Here is a 21,812-nt window from a genome sequence, read left to right on the forward strand (position 1 = left end):
AGCAGATCGCCTAGAGCTGCCCATACCGTCGTTTCCGCCTCTCCGTGAAGTGCCACCATGGTTGAGGTGGCTCGCCACCCAGAAAAGACGTGACGGACATGAAGACGTCCAGGACGCACGGATCCTGCCGCGCTCCTGTTGCGATGCACAGGGACTGATACAACTCGAGTGGGTCCGCGCCGACCAGTTGGCTCGGCGCGTCAAAGCCAAGCACCTCGAAATCCTTCGCGGCGGCCGGCCCGATGTTCGGCAGGTCGGTGAAACGCTGCACCTTTTCTCTCACGACCTTGGATGGATGCATGGCAACTGGCGCCTGGGTTGAGCCGTCGTGCGAAGTGGTGTCGGCGGCAACGCACGGCTCGCGATCATACTCCGCGAGTTGGCACATCAAGCGGACTGACGGTCTTCAGGTCGGCCCGCGCAGCGGCTTCGGGCGACGCTCGCAGCAGCAGCAGTGCACCGATTGCCACGGCAGTGGCCGAGATTGTGTCAACGCCAACTATTCCGGCAAGTCCATCGAGCCAACTATCCCCGCAGCCTCCGACCGCCTCTGCGACAGCCTTGAGCAGATCTGTCATAGGCGGCTAATTGCTAGGCTTCACCCCGCGCCTCTAGCAGCTCAAGTGTCCGCAGATCACGCTCCCCAGCGAAGAAGCATTCAAGCGCCATAGCAAAGACTTGCTCGGATGGATCAGCGAGCGAGAACAGGGTAAGACACGACTGAAACTTCAGCGCATCGAGGTCACCAAGGACTCCGTCCGCCCCCAGCGACTGATGATCCACCATGGCCCGCGTTGCTTCTCGGAGCCGCTGACCCAAGATTGGCTCTGCAAGGTAGGCGCGAGCCTCGGCCAAGCCGGCCAAGCCATAGAGTTCAGAGTTTCGGCTTTTCCCCAGCCCCCTAAGCTGGGGAAAGACAAACCAGATCCAATGCGACCGCTTCCTGCCCGATTGCAGCTCCTGCAGCGCCGTAGCGTAGAAATGCTCTTGGGCGGCGCTGAAGCGATCAAGGCGGAACTCATCGGACTCCACGAGAACTCCAGTGAGGAATAACACCTTAATCAAGTCGCGCCGCGAAGCGGCGTCAATTTGAATGAACTGTAAGACCTTGCGCCCGTTAGCCGCACCACTGCTCCTCACACGGGATGCCATCTCGATCCCCGTCCATCTTGGTGTTGGGACAATGTGCGATAAAGTACTTGGCCTCCGCGCACGAGGTCATTTGGCCGCAGCTCGTCCGACCGTCGCACTTCTTGGCGCCAACTCCTGGCGCGCGGAGTTGGTCCTCGCGCGGCTTGATCCAGGAGCGGTCTTCCGCAAGCGACGTCTGCACGGCAGCCTTTGTGGCCACTACTTCCTGAGGCGCAGGCTCCGCCGCCTTGGTCGTGTACTTGTCGTACGCGAACAATGCTACGCCGCCGACGGCAACGATCCAAAGCAAATCTATCACTTTCACTGGAAACCTCAGCGCAAGGTCTAACGCCTGAATTGAGCCGCGCCGCGAAGCGGCGTCGGCTTGAATAAATAGTTAGGCCGCACCTGCACCATTCCTGCGCCGCTCTCAGGACTGCGGGTCGTACCCGAAGACTCGCAATTCCTGGTCACAGCGACAAGCCTTAGCGATGCGCGCGGCCCACACGACAGCCTCGTCTCGCGAGGGCAGTTCCAGCACGGTGAAGCCGCCGTTGAGCGCCGGCGCCCAAGGATAGCCACCCTCAGCAACGGCGCCTGAGGTCGACACGAGCATTGGTGAAACGCTCTCGTCGATGCCGCCGCCAAAGACATAAACACCTGCGGCTTTCGCCTCTTCAATTACGGCATGCGAGTCCCGAACTACCGCTTCCCACTCGTCGGCAGGCACGACCATCGCGGCGCTTGGAAAGGAGATCAGGTACTTGGACATAGTGCTGATTCCGCTGGGCTGATGGTCGCCGTGATGCGCGCGTGCAGCCTAACGCCTGAGTTAAGCCAGCCCGCCCGGGTGAGCACGGTTGATGCCGGGCCCGCGAAGCGGCCTCGGCTTGAACTAATTGTTAGGCGGCCAGATGGTTGTGATTATCACGGTGCAGTCCTTCGGATGGCGGCGCTGTAGTGCAAGTGCCCTTCACGGTCGCGCACAACAAATCGATATTGAGCACAGGAAATTGAACCAAGAACAGGCACATCAACAACAAATTCTCGCCGGCCCCCTGATCGAACACCGAAGTAGATAGAGGGGTCCAGATACGTATCAATTGTCCCCGCCCTTTCTTTCCATTCATCGTCGTCAGTAGCTCGGCACTCGAATGAAAAGTATCGCTCTATAACCTCATTGGAATGCCGTGAAACCACTGGAACAAACACGTCTTCTTGGTATGGATTGGTGAGAACTAATGTCTGACACCTTCGTGAAAAGTCATTGGCGCAGGGCGCGACCCCCTCTGCCAGGAGCGAAGGTGCGTCCGTTGAAGCGACTTGAAGGACTATGAGCGCGATGATCGGAGTCATGGCCGCCTAACGCCTGAATTAAGCCGACCTGCGTAGCGTAGCCGACAACATGGCAAGCTTTACCTGCCATGTTGTTGGTGTAGCGAAGCAGGTTCGGCTTGAACGAATTGTTAGGCGCCAATCAGTGCAGTGAGATGGAATGCGACATTTGCAAAGCTGTGCGCCAAGATTGGAAAGAGCAAGCTGCCACTATTGAACCGCAACCAACCGCCGGCAATGCTGCCGATGAACGGGAACAAGGCAGACATTGGGTCAAATGAGAACGCAGCGTCCGAATAGCTCAGCCCGTGCCAGATGCCAAAGGCAACAGCGGTGATGAATACCACGGCCCAAGGTATGCCTTGCAACGGATCTTTTCCACGGATGAGGCCGAGCAAGAGGGCTGGAGCGATGCCGCGATACACCAACTCTTCCACAAGTCCGGGCATCGACGCTTGGAACGCAAACGTCTCTACCGACGGGACTGAGGGTTTGAAGAGCAGTCCGAGTGAGAGACCCCAGAGAATGAAAAGAAACAGAGCGATTAGAGATGCTCTGAGGTTCTTTTGCGACAAGGTAAGGCCAAGTGCCTCGGGCTTAATCCCCAGCCCGAGCACGACCACGACGGACAACAACAGGCTGTAGATCTTTCCAGACCAATTCCACTCTCCGCCGATAAAGCTAAATGCAGACGAGCCGGACGGCAACCCGGTGACTAGATCATCGAGTCCTAGGTAGGCTGCGAACAACAACCCAAAGGCAAAGGTCAAGCGCTTGTCGAAGTGCTTGAACGCAAGAAAGACCAGAAAGGCAGTTGCAGCAAAGCTCAGCGCAAAAATTACTGCTCCCATCTTTGACGTATCTCCGGTTGACGCCTAACACCTAAGTTAAGCCGCGCCGCAGCGAGGCGTGAAGCACATGGCAAGCTGTATCTGCCATGTGGTTTGCGCCCCGATGCGGTGTCGGCTTAAACGCATTGTTAGCGGGCATCTGCCCACTCTACCGAATAGAACCGCTCCAGAAAGTGCAGGTGCTGAGCAGCTGCGTCCCCGCGCCCCTCCACGGTGAAGAGTGCGGCCGAAGAAGATGGAGCGACCAGCATGTACTGCAAGTAGAACTTGGCTTTGCGGTGTGCGCCTGTCTGCGTGGCGGTGGAGTAGAGAATTGAGCCATCTGGCAGGATTTGCCGTTGGAGCGGCACAACAACCTTCCCATCGGTAGCGGCCAGCTCGGGAAGACGCGACTCGGCGATGCTTGAGAAGACCGCTGACGTGTCGCTCGGAGCATCAGCTCCTGCTTCTGGCTTGGCGTTCCAGACTGTAATTAGAACGTTGACACCATCCGGGCCAACCAACCGAATGGGGCTTTCGCGACCAACCTCCTTGTAGCCGCTCGGCCAGTCGATTCGCAGGCTGCCAAGGTCTAGCTCCGCACCTTGTGCGGCGTTTGCGAGCGTAGCGAGAAGGAGAACCGCAACTGCTAGGAATCTGTCCATGCCCGCTAACGCCTGAATTAAGCCGTGCCGCGAAGCGGCATCGGCTTGAATGAATTGTTAGGGCGCGCCATGAGGATACCCAATCTCTTGTGCTTGCCCATAGGCAAAGTCAATGTCAGCGTCCGGGTTGAGGGCCAGGATTAATGAGTCACTGAGAGGCTGATGAGCCAACAGCGCAGTCACTGCGCCAAGCGCTACCGGTACCTCATAGTAGTCCTCAGCCCACTCTTTGTAGCCGGATGGCCCAGAGCCGAGAAGTGCAAGCATTTCATCGGCTCCGTCGTCGTCAGGGCCGCCGTCAACCTTGCTCCAGGAGTTGTCACCCGTTTTGCGCCAGTAGCAGAAGGTGGCGTGCTGCATTGAGAACGCCGGCTCATTGAGAAAGGACGAAAAATCCGCTGAAACTTGGGTCTGGATGTTCCGTGAGAGGAGGGAGGTATCTGCAAGTTCATGAGCGAAGCCCTTAATGGCTGCGCCAGCATGATCTAGGAGCAAGAACCAATCATCGCCAGATCCGTTACGCATTGATGCCATTTCCTCTCCCGGCCCCCACGCGCTATTGAAGCTGTAGTAGCGGTAATCCCACTCCGGACTAAGGATCGCATCAAGCATGGCGAGCGATTGCGCAACGCGACGCAGCTCTGGGATTGACGGCAGATTAAGCGAATCTTTCATAGCGCCCTAACGCCTGAATTAAGCCGCGCCGCGAAGCGGCGTCGGCTTGAACGAATTGTTAGGTGCCATTGCCGCTAGCCTCACATGTGCAGGCCCTTGCGCCGCCCGGCTGCGGCTCCAAAGACCACCGCAAACTTGTCGGAGAGTAGCGCAGGCATACGTTACCTGTTGGATAGTCGGCAAAGCTCAAGACGAATGCATGAACCATGTGACCGCCATGCTTGATTGACACGGGATATTTGTCCGAGCGAGACATTCTGAAGCCGATTTTCTCCGAAGCGGGAAGCGCTACGGGCTTCCAATTGCCGATGAAGAGCGTGAAGCCGGAATCGCCTGGCTTTGTCGAAGGCGGCGAGGCAACACAGAGCTCTGCACTTTCAGATGTATACGGCGTCGGGTTTGAGGCCCACGCGGACCCGCTAGCAGAGAGAATGGCTATGAGAGCGATGACTCTTGCCATGGCACCTAACGCCTGAATTAAGCCGACCCGCGAAGCGGGTTCGGCTTGAATGAATTGTTAGATCCCATGCCGCACATCGTCAGCTCTTGAGCCGGATGACGAGCTCATTTACATGCGTGAGCCATTGCTCTGCGCCTTGATCGTCCCACAGTTCGTACAGCTCCGAACCTGACGGATTACGCACACGATCAACGGCCGACAGCGCGAGAGGAACCAGAGATCGCAGCTCTTGAGGGGGCTGCCGGGAGATCCAAGTTGCTAGTTCAGCTGGAAGCTTGTCGTTGGGCTTCCCCAATGAAGCGGCAACGACCTCCGCCGCTACCAGCGCCTTCTCAGCGTCTGGCGCTCCCAGATGGGCCTGACCAGCGGCGAACGTGAGTGCCTCGCGAATGCTCTCGACCGTGCCTGCTTCCGCCCAGTCCGCTGCAAAGTCGAGCGCATGGTCGCTATCAAACTGGCCGTACCCCCAAGTGCCAGCGGCAACTGGATATGCGGTCGTGAGGCTCAATAACAGCGCAACGAATACGGCGATGTATCTCATGGGCTCTAACGCCTAAGTTAAGCCGCGCCGCAGCGGGGCGTGAAGCACATGGCACGCTTTACCTGCCATGTGATTCGCGACCCGATGCGGTGTCGGCTTGAACGCATTGTTAGGCCTGCCCAGCTCATTGCTCAAGAATCTCTCTTTTGAGCTCGTCGTACTCCTCCTGCGTGATCGCGCCTGAGTCCAACAAGGTCTTCAGCTTGAGGAGCTCGTCAAGGCTGTCCGATACGGTGCTTTGCGACGTCACACTCGGGCCGCAGCGAAACTCAATTGATCCAGTAGGATTCCCACCAAAGCCCATCTTGGCCTCCTCCCCACGGGAGGACGTCAGGACAGCCTCCTTCCCGAACTCCGACTGGCAGAACTCTTCAGCGTCCTCCATCAGATTCTCGACGATCTTCGCGCTTGTAGTGAAGAGCGTCATAGCTCTACCCCTGAGCATGTATTTCCCGTCGCCAATCGAGACAGGTTCCTTTGCTTCAGCGGCAAACGCGAAGACTATTAGACCCGCGCAGATAACTTTCTTCACTCTTACCCCCTAAGAATCCGATAGTTGATCAAAGGCCTAACACCGGAATTAAGCCGCGCCGCGAAGCGGCGTCGGCTTGAATGAATTGTTAGGCGGCGCACCAGAGCGCAATACCGCCGATGACGAACAGTACCAGCCAGGACAAGTGCTTGCCCCTCGTGCAGAGCAGTGGCAGGAATCCCGCCGCAACGAAGCTCAGCCCGACGATTTGAAGCATGCCCGGTACGGTGAGGTTTCCGCGACCGGCGTGCACCAGCAGTGCAGCAAAGCCGAACCATGCGACCGTAGTGATGTGCCAGGCAAAGCGCAAAGTTTGCGTCGTGAACTCCCAGCTGCCGAAGAGCTTGGGCAAGTCATTGCGACGAAACAGGCGCGTCAGGATGTATCGCTCGCCGAGTAGCGAGTGAGCCACGCCGAGTGCTACGGCGAGAGCTGCTGCGGTGTAGAGAAGTCCTGCCATAGCCGCCTAACGCCTGAATTAAGCCGCGCCGTGAAGCGACGTCGGCTTGAATGAATTGTTAGGCCTCAGCATACGCTCTGACCAGCTCGTGCTCTCGAGCGGCCGGCCCAATATGCAGGATGATGGTGCGCTCAAGATGCACCACTGAGTGCATAGCGCAGTTCTTAGCGAACCACATGCACTCCTCCAAGGGTTCGTCAGCGTGCCATGTGGTCATTGCATCGGATTCTTCAGGGATGTCTGCGTAGCCGAACGCTTCGAGGTTAGCCACATCAACAGAGTCATCCCACGAGCTGCAGCTTGGGCCCCAGGCAAGCATGTACAAACAGCCTGCATCTATGAGCCAGCGGCTAACCAAATGTTGCCACTCCGGCCCGACGGATTGGTCTAGGACGACCACTACGCGAGTGGGCAGCCTTGCCAACGCCGGCGGAGCGGCGTCGGGTGTCAGATGTAGGTACTGCGGCGCACTTTCCATGAGGCCTAACACCAGAATTAAGCCGCGCCGCGAAGCGGTGTCGGCTTGAATGAATTGTTAGGGCTCAAGCTCAGCCAACCGAGCCCGAACCCTTTCAGCATCAATGTACTTGCGGACAGCAGCGCCATTTTTGCAAAGCAACTTCCATGTACTTAGCGCACCGATCAGGGCTCCAGCAAAGACGGCCCTAAGAGCGACGTCACGCGCGGGGTATCTAGGAGATGCGGATTCTGAAATAGCCACAATGCAATGACGGCTAGGGTAGCGAACGAGACAGCGTTTACGGAAAAAGCCTGCCACGACCACCTTTTCACCGTGGCCTCGTCAAGGGCCTCAAGGATCTGCCGCAGCAGCTTTCGTTCTTCAGCTTCAGTCACGATGATGTGTCTCTTGAGGCCTAACGCCAGAATTAAGCCGCGCCGCGAAGCGGTGTCGGCTTGAATGAATTGTTAGCGCTCGCCCAAAATGCTTTCTGCCTCACTGAGATCGCTCTCCATTTGGCTAGCCTCGTCCTCAACATAGTCGGCTGATGCATCAATGTCTGGCACAACGTCTCGCCAGTTCTCAAAAGACAATCGCTCTACGTCTGCCTGTAGGTCCTCAGCAGCAGACTGAAGTTGATTCTTTCGATCTTCAAGTACAGCAAGTTGGGCCCGAGCCTCTTCTAACTGCTCCTCAAGCTCTGAGATCCGATCAGTCTCGACAATACAAAGCTCTTCATCTGGCTCGTAGGCGTAGTCGGGGTCGTCGTAGCCACCAGATCCTGATCCACAAGCGGTGAGGAGGATGATCGCAGCGATTGCCATCACTATTGCGGTCCGACTGCACATAGAACCTCCGAAAGCGCGCTAACACCTGAATTAAACCGCGACGCGAAGCGGCGTCGGCTTGAATGAATTGTTAGCCCCCAACACGGGCCCATATGCCATCAGGCGCTTTCTTGTACGCGAAAGAGTGCGCCCTTGACTCCTTGATGATTCTGCCGATGGGTTTGCTGCTCGCCTTGATCAGTGCCACGCTCATACCAGCTTGCTCCACACCGTTCCTGAAGTACGGCCAGATTTCATCAGCTTCCCTACCTAAAGCCTCCACATCCGCGATCGGCAGATCTGTCTGATAGTTGAGGATTAGCCACTTGTTGATGCCGTTAGTGGAGTGCATTCTGGTAATGGCAATGACCTTCAGCTCCTTGCCATTGGGCAAAGTTGTCACCTGATACTGCGGAGCCGACGTACAAGCACTTAGAAGGGCTAGTGACAGTGCAAGCGTGATTTGGCGCATTGCAACTCCTGGGGGCTAACACCGGAATTAAGCCGCGCCGCGAAGCGGTGTCGGCTTGAATGAATTGTTAGGCGGCCAGCGACCATGCTGTACGCATTTCTGAAAATCTGACTGCAGGTCTCGAATTGCGTCTTCGATGAACACGGGATCAGAGTAGCTATCTCTAATTTTCTTGAGAATCTCTAAAGATTCGGTGCAGTTCTCGAGGCCACCCAGCGTGTGCAGATCGTAGGCGAGGTTTTGCGCAGTAACCGGATCTCCATCACGTACAGCGATACGAAGCCAGTGAACGGATTGCGCGCTGTCGAGCTCAATGAATGAGTAGTAATGCGCAAGTCTTTTGGCCGCGGCCGGGTCACCTGCCAAAGCGGCCGCCCGAGCCAACTTCTGCTCTGCCGCAGTCAGATCAAAGGCCGACGCGCCAGACGCTGTGTCATATGAAGGCTCGTCAGTTGGCTCCGATCCCGCGCTGTCTTGGGAGGTACACCCAACGGCGCAAAGCAAGACGAGACAGAGCGCGGGAAGCAGTAGATCTCTCATGGCCGCCTAACGCCTGAATTAAGCCGCGCCGCGAAGCGGCGTCGGCTTGAATGAATTGTTAGGCCTCAGTAGCCGGCCCACGACAAGAATGCCTCAAGCATGTCTGGCAGGTTTGGTACACCGCCCGCCGCCTCGAACTTGCCAGATTTCACCTTGCAGTGAAGCCAATTAGCATCAGCATCTGAGTCGCCGCGATGAACTGGAGTGAACGGCTTGTCCTGTAGCTCCGTGTCAGCCAAGTCGATGTAGATGAGCCAGCCGGGGTTGTCGAGAGTTTCCAGCTTGATGCCGTACGAATGCTCCCAGTCACCGTCACACTGAGCGGCGTACCAATCACGCAAGCGACTTAGCTGATCCATGAGGCCTAACGCCTGAATTAAGCCGCGCCGCGAAGCGGCGTCGGCTTGAATGAAATGTTAGCCCTCAGTGCCACAGACTGAGTTTGCTCTATCGAGTTCATTGGGTGTGAGATGGGTCTTGAACTCCGAAACTGCGTCACTGAGCTTACGGAACGACGAGCGGCTTGCGTCTAAGCGTGCCTCGAACTCAGCGAGCGTCGCGTCTTCAGCTTCTCGCAGCTCGTGGAGGGAGCTTACGAGGGTGTCTAGATTGGCTTTGAAGCCTCGGAACTCACCAAGTCCTTGACAGGTGTCTGTCGCGTAAAAAAGACAGGTGACTTGGCTGTACGTGCGTCGATGCGCCTCAAGTGTGGCAAGCGCATCGCCCCGGAATGCAGCCCAGCGCGCTTCAGCTGAAGCGTTCCGGCTCTCCACAGCGGACCAGATGGAAACAAGCAACGCAATAGCAGAAAGCGTGATCGCTAGCTTTTCTCCGAATGGCATCTTCGATCGCTTCATGAGGGCTAACACTTAAGTTAAGCCGACCCGCGCAGTGAAGTGGCCCAGGTGGCAAGCTTTACCTGCCGCCTGGGCCGCGTAACGAAGCGGGTTCGGCTTGAACGCATTGTTAGGCCGCATACGACCGCCTCTCACGGAATCTCATGTACGCCAGGACGTTTGCCATAAGCCACGCCGCTCCAACGATCAGAAGTACCGGACCGATGCGCGCGAGTGCTTCGAGTCCGTACGAGGTCACCGCGTCCGGCCCCATGCCGTCGCGGAACAACCATGTAACGTAAAGAATGTTGCACGCGACGAGTGTGGAGGCAACGACTACAGCAATCAGAGAGCCTAGCGTGCCGCGATAGATGCCCCAAAAGAAGACAACTAGAGCCACGCCGATGCTCGGAAGAACGGCGTCTATGAGCAACTGCATAGTGTCACCTGCGGCCTAACGCCAGAATTAAGCCGAGCCGCGAAGCGGCTTCGGCTTGAATGAATTGTTAGGCGCCGCCCCGAACTTGAGTACTGGCGCGCCGTTGAGTTGCACTACATGCAGCGGATGCACTGCGACAACCGAGGAGAACGACACGTATTGACGTGCGAGGTTGGCTTGCTGGAACGGCTTGCCTTCCGTGGCTGGTAGGAAGGTCAGATCCTCTGCAATGTCGGCGCTTCGGATCTCCAGGGCCACGGGTGCCTCTTCTGGCGTGAAGTACAGGTTCGCCACGGTCTCCACGTCCTCTTTGCGGTTTAGGTGCACGCAGTTGCTTCGTTCGTCGGAGGGGCACCGAGGAACCAAGCCTGATCTGGCTGCAGTTGTCAGTTCGGCAGCAGAGACAATGCGAAAAAGGTTTTCCATGGCCACGGTGTCCACACGCCTAACGCCTGAATTAAGCCGTGCCGCGAAGCGGCATCGGCTTGAATGAATTGTTAGGTGTTCTCCGGTGCAACCGATGCAATGGAGAACTTACCCCGCAGCTTGAATGTCGCCTCAACCGCGCGAACACCGGCCCAAGCAAGGATGAGAGCGAGGAAGACGTTGTTGCCCCCACCGAGATCCTGCCCAGCCTTGTTGAGGAAGGTAACGACAAGACCAATAGCAGCAAGAAGTAGAGCAACGATCGCTGCGGCCCGGCTGTGTTTAGCACGAATGAAATAGCCGCAAATGGCATAAAGAACGGCGTCAACGAGGACCGAATAGCCTATGAAGTAAGACAGTGCTGCATGCAAGGCCGCTACGACCAGGAAGGCCGTGCCACACCCTTTTGCGAGATCAACTGCTGCTTCGCGATCTTCGATCTTGCCGAAGAAGGCGTTCTTTCTCTGCTTTTCGTTCATGTATCCCCCTGATGCTTGTTGAACACCTAACACCTAAGTTAAGCCGAGACGCGCAGTGGAGCGAAGCACATGGCAAGCTCTACCTGCCATGTGGTTTGCGTAACGAAGCGGCTTCGGCTTGAACGCATTGTTAGGCGGCATGCGCCCAATCCAACGCGATGCGAGATTGCTCATTTTGCCACTGACGAACTTCTACGAAGGTCGGACGATGCACCAATGGCGCGCTCGCAATATGACGGGGCCACGTACTACTGGCGATCTCTCCAATAGTGGTAGGGCAATGACCAGGCAGTAGCGACAGAAAGAAGTTGATGCCGGCAACCTCAAAGAGCGCGCCACCTATATCGGCATTTTTCGTGAATGGCGCGAAGAGAATTTCCCCTTGCAGCGCCTGATAAGTTTCTCTAGTGCTGAGAACGTATAGACCCATCCAGTGAGAGAAGCGCAAGCGACCAAGCGCCACCTCCACCAAATATGGGGGTGGCCTTCCCGCGACCCGGTCAGACATACCTATACCAATGTTCTCTTCACAGCCGTAGGAGAGATTGATGAGGGTTTTAAGGAACCAGCTCTCTAGTGCGTACCCAGAAATCTTGGTTTCCGCGCCGCTCTTAGCTGCCGTCATATTCAACGCCGCGATAGCTTCATCAGTCGGGGAGAGAGCGCTGTTGTGGCGTCTGCATAGGAACTTGCGAGTGAGAGCGTTGATACCTATGCGCTGTGGATTTTCGCACCAACTGAAGCCGGAAACACTAGCGGTAGAGCCCGAGAAGAGCGCTTTAGAGATCAAGTGCTCGCGACTCAGCGTCCGATCGCAATCACCCCGATGGGAAGCCCAGCACCTTCGATTTTCGACAGCCTCGCCCATGACGCCTAACACCTGAATTAAGCCGCGCCGCGAAGCGGCGTCGGCTTGAATGAATTGTTAGGCCCGCCAAGCATTAAGGCCACTCATGCCCAAGAGCCAGTAAGTTGCCAAGACCGCCGCCGCAACCCACACGGCCAGAGAAGACATGCTCTTGGCGAAAGGTGCTGCGCGACGCTTGGCAAGCCGATTGAACCACAGGGCAGACCCAAGGGTAGCCGCGAGCAAGCCGGAGAAGAGCAGACCCGTTCTAAGACTGAGCGTGATGTAGCCGGCATCCGAATAGCCCGCGAACTTGTACCACTGCCAGATGGCAGCGATGAGCCGCTCAGCAACCGGAACCGAGAGTGCAACGGCAGCGACAAGTGCCGCCACAGAGGCAATACTCAGCGCCTTGTTGGGTTCACGACTCTGCATGGTGCGGGCCTAACGCCTGAATTAAGCCGCGACGCGAAGCGGCGTCGGCTTGAATGAATTGTTGGACGCCAACTCTAGCCGAAGCCGAGGTGCCTGCGACCAGCCCGCGCCGACGCGAAGCCGGTGCCACGCCTACGCCCGCCGCGTGGCGTCGCCCTGGCCGAAGCCGGCAATGGGCGGCCTCGCGGCCACGAACCCACACCGTGAACTCTGCGATGCCGCTGCTTGGGCGGAGCGCAGCCCAGCTAGTGAAATCGCACTGGCCGGAGCCGAAGATGCCTGGCTAGACAACCGCATCGCGAGCGAGATGTCCCAGCGAAGCGCTCACACGCACCCGCATTGCCTCGCTCGTGCGCTCTGATGCTCAGACGAAGCCGCCAGCGAGAAGTCACCGAGGCCTACACGCTGAAGCTCTGAGCGGCCAACGCCTGAATTAAGCCGCGACGCGAAGCGGCGTCGGCTTGAATGAACTGTTGGACGCCAACTCTAGCCGAAGCCGACTCGCTTGCCACCAAGCCCGGAGTCACCCGAAGCCGGTGCCACAAGCAGGCCCGCCGCGTGGCGTTCCCCTCGCCGAAGCCGGGAAAGGCCGGCCTCGCGGCCACGAACCCACACCGTGAACCGGCCGATGCGACTGCTTGGGCGGAGCGCAGCGTAGCTAGTGAGCGCGCAGCCCACGAAGCCGAAGATGCCTGGCTAGACACCCACACCGCGAGCGAGATGTCCCGACGAAGCTCTGACACGCACCCGCATTGCCTCGCTCGAGCGCTCTGGTGCTCAGACGAAGCCACCAGCGGAGAGGTCACCGAGGCCTACACGCCGAAGCTCTGAGCGGCCAACGCCTGAATTAAGCCGCGCCGCGAAGCGGCGTCGGCTTGAATGAATTGTTAGGCCCGCTCACGGCAGCAGTTGGATGCCGAACTGACGGACCAGCAATGCGAATAGCCCGAAGCAAACTACTGTGATTCCAGCGCTGGCCAACATGGTAAGCCAGAAGCCGAGGCGAGGCAGAAGGAGCGGGAACGCCAAGAACATGGGCAGTGTTGGCACCACGTACCAGAACGTGTACCAGGCGTGGTTAGAGATCTTGGCTTGCGGCTGCTTCTCGACGTAGAGCCAGATGAGCGCAAGGAATGTCACCAGCGGGAGTGCAGCGATGAACCCGCCGAGCTTGTCACTCCGCTTTGCTGCCTCCGACACAAGGACGACGACCGCAGCAGTAAGCAGGTACTTTGCGATCAGCCAGCCCATAGCGTGTTCTCCAAGCGGGCCTAACGCCTGAATTAAGCTGCGCCGCGAAGCGGCGTCGGCTTGAATGAATTGTTAGGCGCCGCCCACCTACGGGTAAACAACGACGCCAACGCCTTTCTGCAGCGCGTCCCGAAACGCCGAAGCTTCCGGGGTGTCCTTGCCATCAAACTGACTATGGTCTGTGACGTCCTTGTACCGCTCAATGGCCATTGTGGCCCAGCCAAGCTGGGCGAGCTCGCGGGAGGCAACCTCATCCAAGTCATCGGAGGTAGGGACGTTCACGAAGAGAAGCGCAGGCAATGACGTGCCTGGCGCGTACCTTTCATGACGAGAGCCAGCAACCAACGTCACTCTTGCGATGATCATAGTGCGGCGCCTAACGCCTGAATTAAGCCGCGCCGCGAAGCGGCGTCGGCTTGAATGAATTGTTAGGCGCGCTGGCACGCCCCGTAAGTTGCGAGCATATGCGACTCAAAGGTTGGTGAGCCAGTCACCTTCCAGAACGACGAGTCGACCGCCAGCAGCTCAAACACGCGTGCACCTCCAGCGTGGCCAATGAAGCGCCCGTCAATTGTCTGGTAGATGCCGCTATACAGTTCCCGGAACTCTCCATCCGACATTGACAGGCCTGCAGCCGTGAGCTGCTCAATCTCAAGAGCGCGATCGCCCATGCAGTCATCGATGGTGATGTGCCACGAATCTGGTTGCACGAACCGGTCGACGTCCACGAGAAATCTCGAGATGTCGAAGAGCTCGCTGTTGGTTCCGTGTTGTCGGATGACCACCATGCGCGCCTAACACCTGAATTAAGCCGCGCCGCGAAGCGGCGTCGGCTTGAATGAATTGTTAGCGCCCACCCCGGACAAATAAACGGGCGAATCCAAGGCAGCAGAGTACTGCGACGCTGACAAGAACGGCCAAAAAGTCATGTCGCCTGCCGCTGAAAGGCGATGGAAGTAGATGCGTCCGGCCAAGCCGAGCGTAAGTAGGTTGCCAAGAGTGAGCAGAGCTGACATTGGACGAGAGAGGGTTGGCCATGGATAGGACAAGCCGGACTTGAGAAATAGAACGCAGCGAGTTGCGACATCTCTCTGAGCAGGCGCCAGACTGTCAGAGCCAGTCAAGCGGTGCTCGCGGAGATCGCAGTAGAGCAGCCACAAGAACTGGCCGTAGATCTCACGGATTGCAGGATCGTCTGACTTTGGAATTGCATCATCAAACTGATAATTGGTGATGCGCGCACCTACCAGCCAGCGCGTGGACTGAGCTAACAATGTTCGAGCTTGCTGATCAATTGCCATAGGGCGCTAACGCCTGAATTAAGCCGCGCCGCGAAGCGGCGTCGGCTTGAATGAACTGTTAGCGCCCAAACCGGTCGCTGACGGGTGAGAAGTAAGACAGCGCAAGAATCGCCCCCCAGATGATTGACGAAGCTTCAAACAGCGCATTCTCCAAAGCACCATATAGCGATGCTCCCATATAAGAAGAGATGAGGAAGCTGGCGAGAGTTGAGCACAAGGACAGTGATCGCGCCCATGTCTTGAAGAAGAACAAGCCTGCGAGGCCAGCCAGCCACGCGAGTAAGAACCCGCCCATGATGCAGTTTGCAAGCCACGAGTCGCCAAGGATCCAACGCGATGGCTCGCTGTCATATGCGGCTAGCAGGCCTTCCGAATAGTCCGGAAAGAACATAGACACGATTGCCGCGACTGTCAGTGCGACGTAAATCCAAAGAAGCTTCAGGTAGCGAGCGTCTGTCATTTGGGTGCTAACACCTAAGTTAAGCCGAAACGCGCAGTGGAGCGAAGCACATGGCAGGCTGTACCTGCCATGTGGTTTGCGGAACGAAGCGGTTTCGGCTTGAACGCATTGTTAGGCAGCGGCCGACTATGGAATGCATACGCCAGTTGTCGCACCGACCAGCTTGCCATTCTCGTCGAATCGAAGACCAACGCGACGAGCTACGACTACGTAGCTACTATCAATGCAACCGGTCCAAATACGGCTTGGATCGTTCGCAGCCGCAACCACGTCCGCTTTCGACGCTCCGGGCATTGCGGACACGGTGATCGCTGCCGTCAGGCGGTTGACCACCTCGTAGTTGAGTTCAGCACGCAGCTCCTCATTGTCGCATCGATACTCGGGCTTGACCTGGGGCGGGTCCCCCAATACCAGCGCGTATGCCCATAGCGCATTCGAGGTCACAAGAAGCAGAGCAAGTGCGGTAATCGTAGTTCTGGATCGCGACATTCTGCCCCCGCTGCCTAACACCTGAATTAAGCCGCGCCGCGAAGCGGCGTCGGCTTGAATGAATTGTTATAAGCCATCCGCATACTTGACGGTGTAGTTTTTTATCTCTGCGCCATATGCTGTTACTTCAGTTTCGCGCAGAAGTTTAGGGTCGTCGTTTACCTCAACAACAAACTGCTTAAAGGCGATATTAGTTGATACGCAAGCGCCAGATTGACACCCGTCAAGATACTCAATTGCGTCCGCGCAGTACGAGTAGTAATGGTGAGTGAGCAGGGTATCTTTACTGAGCTGCCATTCGCCTCCGATCTCCTTACTCTCCCTCCAGATTGGGATCCACTTGCCATCACCGCAGATGCTGTTTTCATACCTGCAGGTAAGAGTGTCTTGATAGGAAGTTTTCTTGTTGCCTTGGAAAAGATCAAACGAGATAGATAAACGACGTTGCTCACCTTGGGCGGGAAAGACATTCTTAGATCGTGTCACGTGACACGCAGTGGCCCCAGAAACGACCTGGCCAATCGCGTCAATTGACTCGCAACCACTGAGTGAGAGCGAAATAAATAGGCTACAAGCTGCTGCAATGTCTCTCATGGCTTATAACACCTAAGTTAAGCCGAGACGCGCAGTGGAGCGAAGCACATGGCAAGCTTTACCTGCCATGTGGTTTGCGGAACGAAGCGGCTTCGGCTTGAACGCATTGTTAGGCGCCTTTCGATGATCTATTTACCGGACTCCGCGCGCCCCTTACGTATTGCCTCGGCATATTGCGCATCGCAAACATACCGCTGACCTGGCCCAGCCAGCTTCTCGCAGACCCGTCGAACCTCCCTGGCCCTGCTCTCGTACTCCGGGATGCTCATGCCAAACAGGAGAAGCGCAATGAGCATTGCAACAGGTACACCAATGACCCATGGCCATATCCTTGGCCGAGGGACCACTCCCCCGCACTTTGGGCAGGCCCTAGCCGTCGTGCTGATTACAGTTCCGCATTCCTTACAGGCGACCATTGCCATCTGCAACTCCCCCTTTACGCCACAACAAGGCGCCTAACGCCTAAGTTAAGCCGAGACGCGTAGTGGAGCAAAGCACATGGCAAGCTTTCCCTGCCATGTGCTTTGCGTAACGAAGCGGCTTCGGCTTGAACGCATTGTTAGGCGTCTAGGGCACGAAGCTGAGCCTCAACTGCAGCCCGGTCGATGCACTTGGCCACGACGGGCCACTGCGCAGCTGCTGTTGTCCGCCAAGCGAAGATGCCGAGCGCGAAGCCAACCGCTAAGGCCCCGCCCGCCAGGAAAACCAGTGTCCAGCTCGGCTCAGCGGCAACGATGATGAGTATGACGGCAGCAAGAACGCCAAAGATCAGCATGTAGATCTCGCGCTTTAGCCGCGCCCACCAACTGTTCGGCAGCTCTCCATCCAATTGGCAGAGAACAGACGCGAGTAGCTGCTTCTGATCTTTCCGGCTCAGCGGACGAATCTTCATAGACGCCTAACGCATAAGTTAAGCCGAAACGCGTAGTGGAGCGAAGCACATGGCAAGCTGTACCTGCCATGTGCTTTGCGGAACGAAGCGGTTTCGGCTTGAACGCATTGTTAGCCGTCTCCGGCCGGTGCTGTTTCATCCAGGTATGGCTGTATCGACGATCTCATGGTCGGATCCAGCTCCACGATTCGCTTGAAGCGCCGGTGTGCCTCGTCGTATGACCCACGGGACATGAGCGTCTGGGCGGAGAAGTAGAGTGCGCTGTGGTCGTTTGGGTATGTTTGGAGATAGGCGTCTGCGGCTGGAAGTAGCTCGTCAAGCTCATCCTTGTCGAACATCTCGCCAAATTTCGGCTTGGTTTTCTCTTCTCTCGCGGCTCTTCGGTTGAAGATCTGGCACAGGATGTTGCTAGCCACAAAGGAGACTAATAGGCCGATTACTATCCAAAGTTGGGTCTGCACGAAAGAAATTTCTGATGCCACGTTACCTTCCCCCTAGACGGCTAACACCTGAATTAAGCCGCGCCGCGAAGCGGTGTCGGCTTGAATGAACTGTTAGCCCTCATTCGCTCCACTCCACGGGGATGTACTTGATCTCGTTGTCGTTGTACGCGGCCACTACAGCACGGCCGTAACCGCCACCCCATTGGATTGACTGAGTGGCGTAGTTGTAGCTTGGGCCGAGTTGTTGACGCGCCAGCTCAATAGCCTTAGCTCCCGCAGCACCGTTGAGAGTCATGTTGAGCATAACGGCCAGAAAGCCGACAAGCGTGATACCCGCGCCGATTGCGACCTTGGGCATAGCTGTGCTGCGGCCACTCGCCTTGAGCGCGTCCAGTACGGGGGCTGAACGCAGCTGCCGGTAAGACCAGCCAAGCAACGCGAGAACAACGGCCGCCATTAGCCACAACAAGATGGACGGCACCGGATTGATCTTGGTCTGCGCTACAAGCAATCCGATCGGTTGCAAGAACGGGACAATCAAGACGATTGCACCAATGAATCCAGTAAGCATGAAGGCGGAAAGCCAAGTAACGACTCTCACTGTTCCGAGGCTTCCCCGAATCAACAGAACGCCTGCGATCACAGCGAATATGTTGAAGCTGGAGGAGTAGCTCTGGCCGTTCAACACGCTGTACATCATGAACGCGATGTCGACCAGGCCGAACGCGACCAAGGCAAATCCGACTTTCTTCAGAATCGCGCGATAATCAGTCATGAGGGCTAACACCTGAATTAAGCCGCGCCGCGAAGCGGCGTCGGCTTGAATGAATTGTTGGACGCCAACTCTAGCCGAAGCCGAGGTGCCTGCGACCAGCCCGCGCCGACGCGAAGCCGGTGCCACGCCTACGCCCGCCGCGTGGCGTCGCCCTGGCCGAAGCCGGGAAAGGCCGGCCTCGCGGCCACGAACCCACACCGTGAACTAGCCGATGCGATTGCTTGGGCGGAGCGCAGCGTAGCTGGTGAGAGCGCAGCGCACGAAGCCGAAGATGCCTGGCTAGAAACCGACACCGCGAGCGAGATGTCCCGGCGAAGCTCTCACACGCATCCGCATTGTCTCGCTCGAGCGCTTTGGTGCTCAGACGAAGCTGCCAGCGGAAAGGTCACCGCGGCCTACACACTGAAGCTCTGAGCGGCCAACGCCAGAATTAAGCCGTGCCGCGAAGCGGCATCGGCTTGAATGATTTGTTAGAACTCAACCCCACACATTTCACGCATGTCTCGCGCATACGCCTCATAAAATCCGCCAGGCTCCGGCCCGAGCCATCCGAGGGCGGCCATGACCGAGTAGCTGATGGGACGTTTGTTCTCCCGAACGTCGAATGTAATTCCGGTAGGAACGTCCGGAAACACCATGGCGAGATGGTTGAACACAAGTTCGTTAAGTGGGGTGAGTCGGTCATCACCAAAGTGGCAGAACTGGTTGCGCGCAGCATATATGACAACGCCCAGCGGTAAGTGGCCGACATCCCTCCCCACGCAAAACGTATCGGGAAGGACCAGATCCTTCTTAAGACGGGTCCCGCCCGGAGCCTCAGCTCTCAGGCGACGTATCTCCGACTCAAAGTGTTCGGCGCCCGCGCTTTTGCCGTGTGACTTCGCGTAACGCTCTATCGACACGTAGGCCATCTGGAAGATTGCGCCCGCGATGAACTCTCGGGACAGCTCGCGCCCCTTGAGTTCTGCGATTTTCTGGGCACATGGTCTAGAGTCAGAGAACAGTCCGACGATCGTTCGCGTTTTGGCTGCGCGATCGCGCTTAAGCAGGTCAAAAAGCCCGGCAACCGCTAGCTTTGATCCTTCAAAGAATGAGTCCGCAGCTTCCATGAGTTCTAACGCCTGAATTAAGCCGCGCCGCGAAGCGGTGTCGGCTTGAATGAACTGTTAGCCGTCAGAACGCGATCAAGATGTCATCCGCGTACTTGAAGCTATTGAGGACCCACCCGTTGCCACCGCGATAGAAGACGAATCGCCAAACCGTTGCGTGCTTCTCGAATCTGTGAATCTGGACTACCTGCACAAGCGACTCACCAACCGAATCGCTGCGGATAAGCTCACTGCCAAGGCTCTTACCAAATCGCGTCGTCATCATGGGCACTTGAAGCTCCGCCTGGCCGATCATCGCGTCGAACTCAGCAGTAGGCACGATGGTATATGGCCTCGCCAACTCCATGCCGCCGCGCAGATCGCCACCAGCGACCTTGCTCATCACTCGCTCGGTAAGCTCGACCGCAGCAGCGGGCGAGGCAAGTTCTGCGCTCTGAACCGACGGGACCACTAGAAGCGTTGCAAGAATGGCACTCACAAGTCGCATAGAACTCTCCCTGACGGCTAACGCCTGAGTTAAGCCGCGCCGCGCAGTGAAGCGAAGCACATGGCAAGCTTTAACTGCCATGTGGTTTGCGTAACGAAGCGGCGTCGGCTTGAACGAATTGTTAGGCAGCAGACTAAGCTGCGCCCCTGCGAGCCGGCAAGTAGCGCGGAACCTTTTGCTGGAGCAGCCGGACAAGCTCCGGTGCCATGTACTCGTATTGGTCCGGAATGCCGAGGACCACTACGCGCTTGCCGCGTAGTTGCAGCTGGAACTTGGCCGCGATCTTGGCCCGGTGCGCTGACTCCATGACGAGCACCGTATCTGCCCAGGCGATGAGCTCAGCCGAGACCTGACAGTCCGCGTCGTTCCCCGTCCCGGCCGAAGCCGTCTCGACGCCCGGCCAGTCCGCGAACACCTGCTCTGCGGTAGGACTGCGAAGACGGTTCTTGCCACAGACAAAGAGCACGTTGTGCGTCAAAGCATCACCTGCGGCCTAACACCAGAGTTAAGCCGAGACGCGCAGTGAAGCGAAGCACATGGCAAGCTTTTCCTGCCATGTGGTTTGCGTAACGAAGCGGCTTCGGCTTGAACGACTTGTTAGGCTGCCGCCCCATAGGCCTGCAGCCGCTCTTCAATGGTGGAATCTTGCCACACTTGCTCGTTGAGCTCGCTGGCGGCAGCCGAGAAGTCGGGACTCGGTGAGGCCAAGAAGGCTAGCCGGAGATCTAGCTCCTGATGGGGAGCTTGAAATGGGAAGAGACCAACAAGTCGCCTTAGGCCGTCGGCAAGGTAGGTAAGGCCAAGGTTTTGGAACGCTGAGGCGAAGACCGAGTAATCCGGGTGCGCCGGAAAGTCAGACTCAAAGAAGTACTCGAATCCGCCGTTTCCAACCAGGCCGAGCGCTGTGTCGGCGAGAACAATTGTGCGGAATGGCTCAGTGAGCTTTAGAGGGTCGCCGCCGATAGAAGCAAGATGCTCGTACGCAGCTGCTACCGCGTCGTTAGATTGCGACTGATCTTGCATAGGCAGCCTAACGCCTGAATTAAGCCGCGCCGCGAAGCGGCGTCGGCTTGAATGAATTGTTAGGCGGCCGCCCCATAGGCCTGCAGCCGCTCATCAATGCTGGAATCTTGCCACACCCGCTCATTGAGCCGACTAGCGGCGCTTCCGAAGTCGGAGCTTGGAGATGCCAGGAAGATCAACCGGCGTTCTCGCTCTTGGTGGGGAGCTTGAAAGGGGAAGAGCGCGACCAATTCCCGCAGGCCGTCGGCCAAGTAGGCAAGGCCAAGATTCTCAAAGGCCGCAGCGAAGTCCGAGTAGTCGGGGCGTCCCGGGAAGTCAGACTCGAAGAAGTACTCGAATCCGCCGTTGCCAATGAGGCCAAGTGCAGTGTCGGCCAAAACAACTGTACGGAATGGCTCATCAAGATCTAGCGGATCACCGCCGATCAGAGCGAGGCGCTCATACGCAGGTGCCACCACATCCTTGGATTGCGATTGATCTTGCATAGGCCGCCTAACGCCTGAATTAAGCCGCGCCGCGAAGCGGTGTCGGCTTGAATGAATTGTTAGGCGCCACCGACGCGCCTATGACGCCGATGGGCCAGCCAGAACCTAAGCGC

29 protein-coding genes and 1 pseudogene are annotated in these 21,812 nt (G+C 57.4%); all 30 read right to left on the minus strand.

Features of this window, described 5'->3' with window-relative positions; all coding sequences use genetic code 11:
- Positions 1-10: 10 nt before the first annotated feature.
- The 30 genes and pseudogenes from JHB91_RS09615 to JHB91_RS09760 all read right to left on the minus strand — a co-directional run bounded on the left by JHB91_RS09615 (position 11) and on the right by JHB91_RS09760 (position 21,699).
- Entirely contained in the window at positions 11-301 is a 291-nt protein-coding gene (locus tag JHB91_RS09615; RefSeq protein WP_199472562.1) for a helix-hairpin-helix domain-containing protein, read from the minus strand.
- Between the two features lie 290 nt (positions 302-591).
- A complete protein-coding gene (locus JHB91_RS09620) occupies positions 592-1,152 on the minus strand; it encodes a DUF1810 domain-containing protein (protein WP_233398545.1) in 561 nt (186 codons plus the stop codon).
- Positions 1,118-1,252 (minus strand): annotated as a pseudogene (locus JHB91_RS09625) (excalibur calcium-binding domain-containing protein); the annotation flags it as partial. The gene JHB91_RS09620 and the pseudogene JHB91_RS09625, both read right to left, overlap by 35 nt.
- Positions 1,253-1,561: 309 nt before the next feature.
- Positions 1,562-1,903, minus strand: a complete 342-nt coding sequence (locus JHB91_RS09630; RefSeq protein ID WP_233398546.1) for a transcription initiation protein — start codon at positions 1,901-1,903, stop codon at positions 1,562-1,564.
- A gap of 694 nt (positions 1,904-2,597) precedes the next feature.
- Positions 2,598-3,317, minus strand: coding sequence for a CPBP family intramembrane glutamic endopeptidase (locus JHB91_RS09635; RefSeq protein WP_199472563.1), 720 nt, complete (start codon positions 3,315-3,317; stop codon positions 2,598-2,600).
- 128 nt (positions 3,318-3,445) lie between these two features.
- Positions 3,446-3,961, minus strand: coding sequence for a hypothetical protein (locus JHB91_RS09640; protein ID WP_199472564.1), 516 nt, complete (start codon positions 3,959-3,961; stop codon positions 3,446-3,448).
- Between the two features lie 57 nt (positions 3,962-4,018).
- The gene (locus JHB91_RS09645) at positions 4,019-4,636 is read right to left on the minus strand and encodes a hypothetical protein (protein ID WP_199472565.1); all 618 of its coding nucleotides are present in this window, start codon (positions 4,634-4,636) and stop codon (positions 4,019-4,021) included.
- A gap of 539 nt (positions 4,637-5,175) precedes the next feature.
- Entirely contained in the window at positions 5,176-5,637 is a 462-nt protein-coding gene (locus JHB91_RS09650; RefSeq protein ID WP_199472566.1) for a DUF4259 domain-containing protein, read from the minus strand.
- Between the two features lie 124 nt (positions 5,638-5,761).
- Positions 5,762-6,169 carry an SHOCT domain-containing protein gene (locus tag JHB91_RS14125; RefSeq protein ID WP_199472567.1) on the minus strand — a complete coding sequence of 136 codons (408 nt, stop codon included), beginning with the start codon at positions 6,167-6,169 and terminating at the stop codon, positions 5,762-5,764.
- A gap of 88 nt (positions 6,170-6,257) precedes the next feature.
- Complete coding sequence (locus JHB91_RS09660; RefSeq protein ID WP_199472568.1) at positions 6,258-6,629, minus strand: hypothetical protein; 372 nt, start codon at positions 6,627-6,629, stop codon at positions 6,258-6,260.
- A 927-nt stretch (positions 6,630-7,556) separates the two neighbouring features.
- Entirely contained in the window at positions 7,557-7,913 is a 357-nt protein-coding gene (locus tag JHB91_RS09665; RefSeq protein ID WP_199472569.1) for a hypothetical protein, read from the minus strand.
- Between the two features lie 94 nt (positions 7,914-8,007).
- Positions 8,008-8,388, minus strand: a complete 381-nt coding sequence (locus tag JHB91_RS09670; protein ID WP_199472570.1) for a hypothetical protein — start codon at positions 8,386-8,388, stop codon at positions 8,008-8,010.
- Positions 8,389-8,415: 27 nt separating this feature from the next.
- The gene (locus tag JHB91_RS09675) at positions 8,416-8,928 is read right to left on the minus strand and encodes a hypothetical protein (RefSeq protein ID WP_199472571.1); all 513 of its coding nucleotides are present in this window, start codon (positions 8,926-8,928) and stop codon (positions 8,416-8,418) included.
- Positions 8,929-8,993: 65 nt separating this feature from the next.
- Positions 8,994-9,287: an immunity 53 family protein gene (locus JHB91_RS09680; protein WP_233398547.1), complete on the minus strand. Its 294-nt coding sequence runs from the start codon at positions 9,285-9,287 to the stop codon at positions 8,994-8,996.
- 943 nt (positions 9,288-10,230) lie between these two features.
- On the minus strand, positions 10,231-10,644 hold the full coding sequence (locus JHB91_RS09685) for a DUF952 domain-containing protein (protein ID WP_199472573.1): 414 nt from the start codon (positions 10,642-10,644) through the stop codon (positions 10,231-10,233).
- Between the two features lie 56 nt (positions 10,645-10,700).
- Positions 10,701-11,108: a hypothetical protein gene (locus JHB91_RS09690; protein ID WP_199375778.1), complete on the minus strand. Its 408-nt coding sequence runs from the start codon at positions 11,106-11,108 to the stop codon at positions 10,701-10,703.
- 130 nt (positions 11,109-11,238) lie between these two features.
- A complete protein-coding gene (locus tag JHB91_RS09695) occupies positions 11,239-11,976 on the minus strand; it encodes a hypothetical protein (protein WP_233398548.1) in 738 nt (245 codons plus the stop codon).
- 57 nt (positions 11,977-12,033) lie between these two features.
- Positions 12,034-12,390, minus strand: a complete 357-nt coding sequence (locus JHB91_RS09700) for a hypothetical protein (RefSeq protein ID WP_199472575.1) — start codon at positions 12,388-12,390, stop codon at positions 12,034-12,036.
- 897 nt (positions 12,391-13,287) lie between these two features.
- Positions 13,288-13,641: a DUF3147 family protein gene (locus JHB91_RS09705; RefSeq protein WP_199472576.1), complete on the minus strand. Its 354-nt coding sequence runs from the start codon at positions 13,639-13,641 to the stop codon at positions 13,288-13,290.
- Between the two features lie 428 nt (positions 13,642-14,069).
- A complete protein-coding gene (locus JHB91_RS09710; protein ID WP_199472577.1) occupies positions 14,070-14,429 on the minus strand; it encodes a hypothetical protein in 360 nt (119 codons plus the stop codon).
- Positions 14,430-14,447: 18 nt separating this feature from the next.
- Positions 14,448-14,942 (minus strand): hypothetical protein, encoded by a 495-nt coding sequence (locus JHB91_RS09715; RefSeq protein ID WP_199472578.1) that lies wholly within the window; start codon positions 14,940-14,942, stop codon positions 14,448-14,450.
- Between the two features lie 58 nt (positions 14,943-15,000).
- Positions 15,001-15,402, minus strand: a complete 402-nt coding sequence (locus JHB91_RS09720) for a hypothetical protein (RefSeq protein WP_199472579.1) — start codon at positions 15,400-15,402, stop codon at positions 15,001-15,003.
- Between the two features lie 555 nt (positions 15,403-15,957).
- The gene (locus JHB91_RS09725; protein WP_199472580.1) at positions 15,958-16,485 is read right to left on the minus strand and encodes a hypothetical protein; all 528 of its coding nucleotides are present in this window, start codon (positions 16,483-16,485) and stop codon (positions 15,958-15,960) included.
- Between the two features lie 559 nt (positions 16,486-17,044).
- Positions 17,045-17,377 (minus strand): hypothetical protein, encoded by a 333-nt coding sequence (locus tag JHB91_RS09730; protein WP_199472581.1) that lies wholly within the window; start codon positions 17,375-17,377, stop codon positions 17,045-17,047.
- Positions 17,378-17,938: 561 nt separating this feature from the next.
- Positions 17,939-18,595, minus strand: a complete 657-nt coding sequence (locus JHB91_RS09735; RefSeq protein WP_199472582.1) for a hypothetical protein — start codon at positions 18,593-18,595, stop codon at positions 17,939-17,941.
- A 470-nt stretch (positions 18,596-19,065) separates the two neighbouring features.
- Positions 19,066-19,704, minus strand: coding sequence for a hypothetical protein (locus tag JHB91_RS09740; RefSeq protein WP_199472583.1), 639 nt, complete (start codon positions 19,702-19,704; stop codon positions 19,066-19,068).
- Positions 19,705-19,768: 64 nt separating this feature from the next.
- Positions 19,769-20,086: a hypothetical protein gene (locus tag JHB91_RS09745; protein WP_199472584.1), complete on the minus strand. Its 318-nt coding sequence runs from the start codon at positions 20,084-20,086 to the stop codon at positions 19,769-19,771.
- Between the two features lie 238 nt (positions 20,087-20,324).
- The gene (locus JHB91_RS09750) at positions 20,325-20,669 is read right to left on the minus strand and encodes a phosphotyrosine protein phosphatase (protein WP_199472585.1); all 345 of its coding nucleotides are present in this window, start codon (positions 20,667-20,669) and stop codon (positions 20,325-20,327) included.
- Between the two features lie 119 nt (positions 20,670-20,788).
- A complete protein-coding gene (locus tag JHB91_RS09755; RefSeq protein WP_199472586.1) occupies positions 20,789-21,214 on the minus strand; it encodes a hypothetical protein in 426 nt (141 codons plus the stop codon).
- A gap of 59 nt (positions 21,215-21,273) precedes the next feature.
- On the minus strand, positions 21,274-21,699 hold the full coding sequence (locus JHB91_RS09760) for a DUF4375 domain-containing protein (RefSeq protein WP_199472587.1): 426 nt from the start codon (positions 21,697-21,699) through the stop codon (positions 21,274-21,276).
- Positions 21,700-21,812: the final 113 nt, after the last annotated feature.

Source organism: Luteimonas sp. MC1828 (assembly GCF_016461615.1).
Taxonomy (GTDB): domain Bacteria; phylum Pseudomonadota; class Gammaproteobacteria; order Xanthomonadales; family Xanthomonadaceae; genus Luteimonas.

Bases quoted from the DNA above. Each gene is read 5' to 3' on its own strand.
- JHB91_RS09635 (WP_199472563.1), bottom strand. From the start codon at position 3,317: ATGGGAGCAGTAATTTTTGCGCTGAGCTTTGCTGCAACTGCCTTTCTG.
- JHB91_RS09700 (WP_199472575.1), bottom strand. From the start codon at position 12,390: ATGCAGAGTCGTGAACCCAACAAGGCGCTGAGTATTGCCTCTGTGGCG.
- JHB91_RS09690 (WP_199375778.1), bottom strand. From the start codon at position 11,108: ATGAACGAAAAGCAGAGAAAGAACGCCTTCTTCGGCAAGATCGAAGAT.
- JHB91_RS09660 (WP_199472568.1), bottom strand. From the start codon at position 6,629: ATGGCAGGACTTCTCTACACCGCAGCAGCTCTCGCCGTAGCACTCGGC.
- JHB91_RS09760 (WP_199472587.1), bottom strand. From the start codon at position 21,699: ATGCAAGATCAATCGCAATCCAAGGATGTGGTGGCACCTGCGTATGAG.
- JHB91_RS09665 (WP_199472569.1), bottom strand. From the start codon at position 7,913: ATGGCAATCGCTGCGATCATCCTCCTCACCGCTTGTGGATCAGGATCT.
- JHB91_RS09705 (WP_199472576.1), bottom strand. From the start codon at position 13,641: ATGGGCTGGCTGATCGCAAAGTACCTGCTTACTGCTGCGGTCGTCGTC.
- JHB91_RS09680 (WP_233398547.1), bottom strand. From the start codon at position 9,287: ATGGATCAGCTAAGTCGCTTGCGTGATTGGTACGCCGCTCAGTGTGAC.
- JHB91_RS09715 (WP_199472578.1), bottom strand. From the start codon at position 14,942: ATGGCAATTGATCAGCAAGCTCGAACATTGTTAGCTCAGTCCACGCGC.
- JHB91_RS09720 (WP_199472579.1), bottom strand. From the start codon at position 15,402: ATGACAGACGCTCGCTACCTGAAGCTTCTTTGGATTTACGTCGCACTG.
- JHB91_RS09650 (WP_199472566.1), bottom strand. From the start codon at position 5,637: ATGAGATACATCGCCGTATTCGTTGCGCTGTTATTGAGCCTCACGACC.
- JHB91_RS09620 (WP_233398545.1), bottom strand. From the start codon at position 1,152: ATGGCATCCCGTGTGAGGAGCAGTGGTGCGGCTAACGGGCGCAAGGTC.
- JHB91_RS09645 (WP_199472565.1), bottom strand. From the start codon at position 4,636: ATGAAAGATTCGCTTAATCTGCCGTCAATCCCAGAGCTGCGTCGCGTT.
- JHB91_RS09730 (WP_199472581.1), bottom strand. From the start codon at position 17,377: ATGAAGATTCGTCCGCTGAGCCGGAAAGATCAGAAGCAGCTACTCGCG.
- JHB91_RS09740 (WP_199472583.1), bottom strand. From the start codon at position 19,704: ATGGAAGCTGCGGACTCATTCTTTGAAGGATCAAAGCTAGCGGTTGCC.
- JHB91_RS09745 (WP_199472584.1), bottom strand. From the start codon at position 20,086: ATGAGCAAGGTCGCTGGTGGCGATCTGCGCGGCGGCATGGAGTTGGCG.
- JHB91_RS09630 (WP_233398546.1), bottom strand. From the start codon at position 1,903: ATGTCCAAGTACCTGATCTCCTTTCCAAGCGCCGCGATGGTCGTGCCT.
- JHB91_RS09725 (WP_199472580.1), bottom strand. From the start codon at position 16,485: ATGAGAGACATTGCAGCAGCTTGTAGCCTATTTATTTCGCTCTCACTC.
- JHB91_RS09615 (WP_199472562.1), bottom strand. From the start codon at position 301: ATGCATCCATCCAAGGTCGTGAGAGAAAAGGTGCAGCGTTTCACCGAC.
- JHB91_RS09755 (WP_199472586.1), bottom strand. From the start codon at position 21,214: ATGCAAGATCAGTCGCAATCTAACGACGCGGTAGCAGCTGCGTACGAG.
- JHB91_RS09670 (WP_199472570.1), bottom strand. From the start codon at position 8,388: ATGCGCCAAATCACGCTTGCACTGTCACTAGCCCTTCTAAGTGCTTGT.
- JHB91_RS09640 (WP_199472564.1), bottom strand. From the start codon at position 3,961: ATGGACAGATTCCTAGCAGTTGCGGTTCTCCTTCTCGCTACGCTCGCA.
- JHB91_RS09675 (WP_199472571.1), bottom strand. From the start codon at position 8,928: ATGAGAGATCTACTGCTTCCCGCGCTCTGTCTCGTCTTGCTTTGCGCC.
- JHB91_RS09710 (WP_199472577.1), bottom strand. From the start codon at position 14,429: ATGGTGGTCATCCGACAACACGGAACCAACAGCGAGCTCTTCGACATC.
- JHB91_RS09695 (WP_233398548.1), bottom strand. From the start codon at position 11,976: ATGGGCGAGGCTGTCGAAAATCGAAGGTGCTGGGCTTCCCATCGGGGT.
- JHB91_RS09735 (WP_199472582.1), bottom strand. From the start codon at position 18,595: ATGACTGATTATCGCGCGATTCTGAAGAAAGTCGGATTTGCCTTGGTC.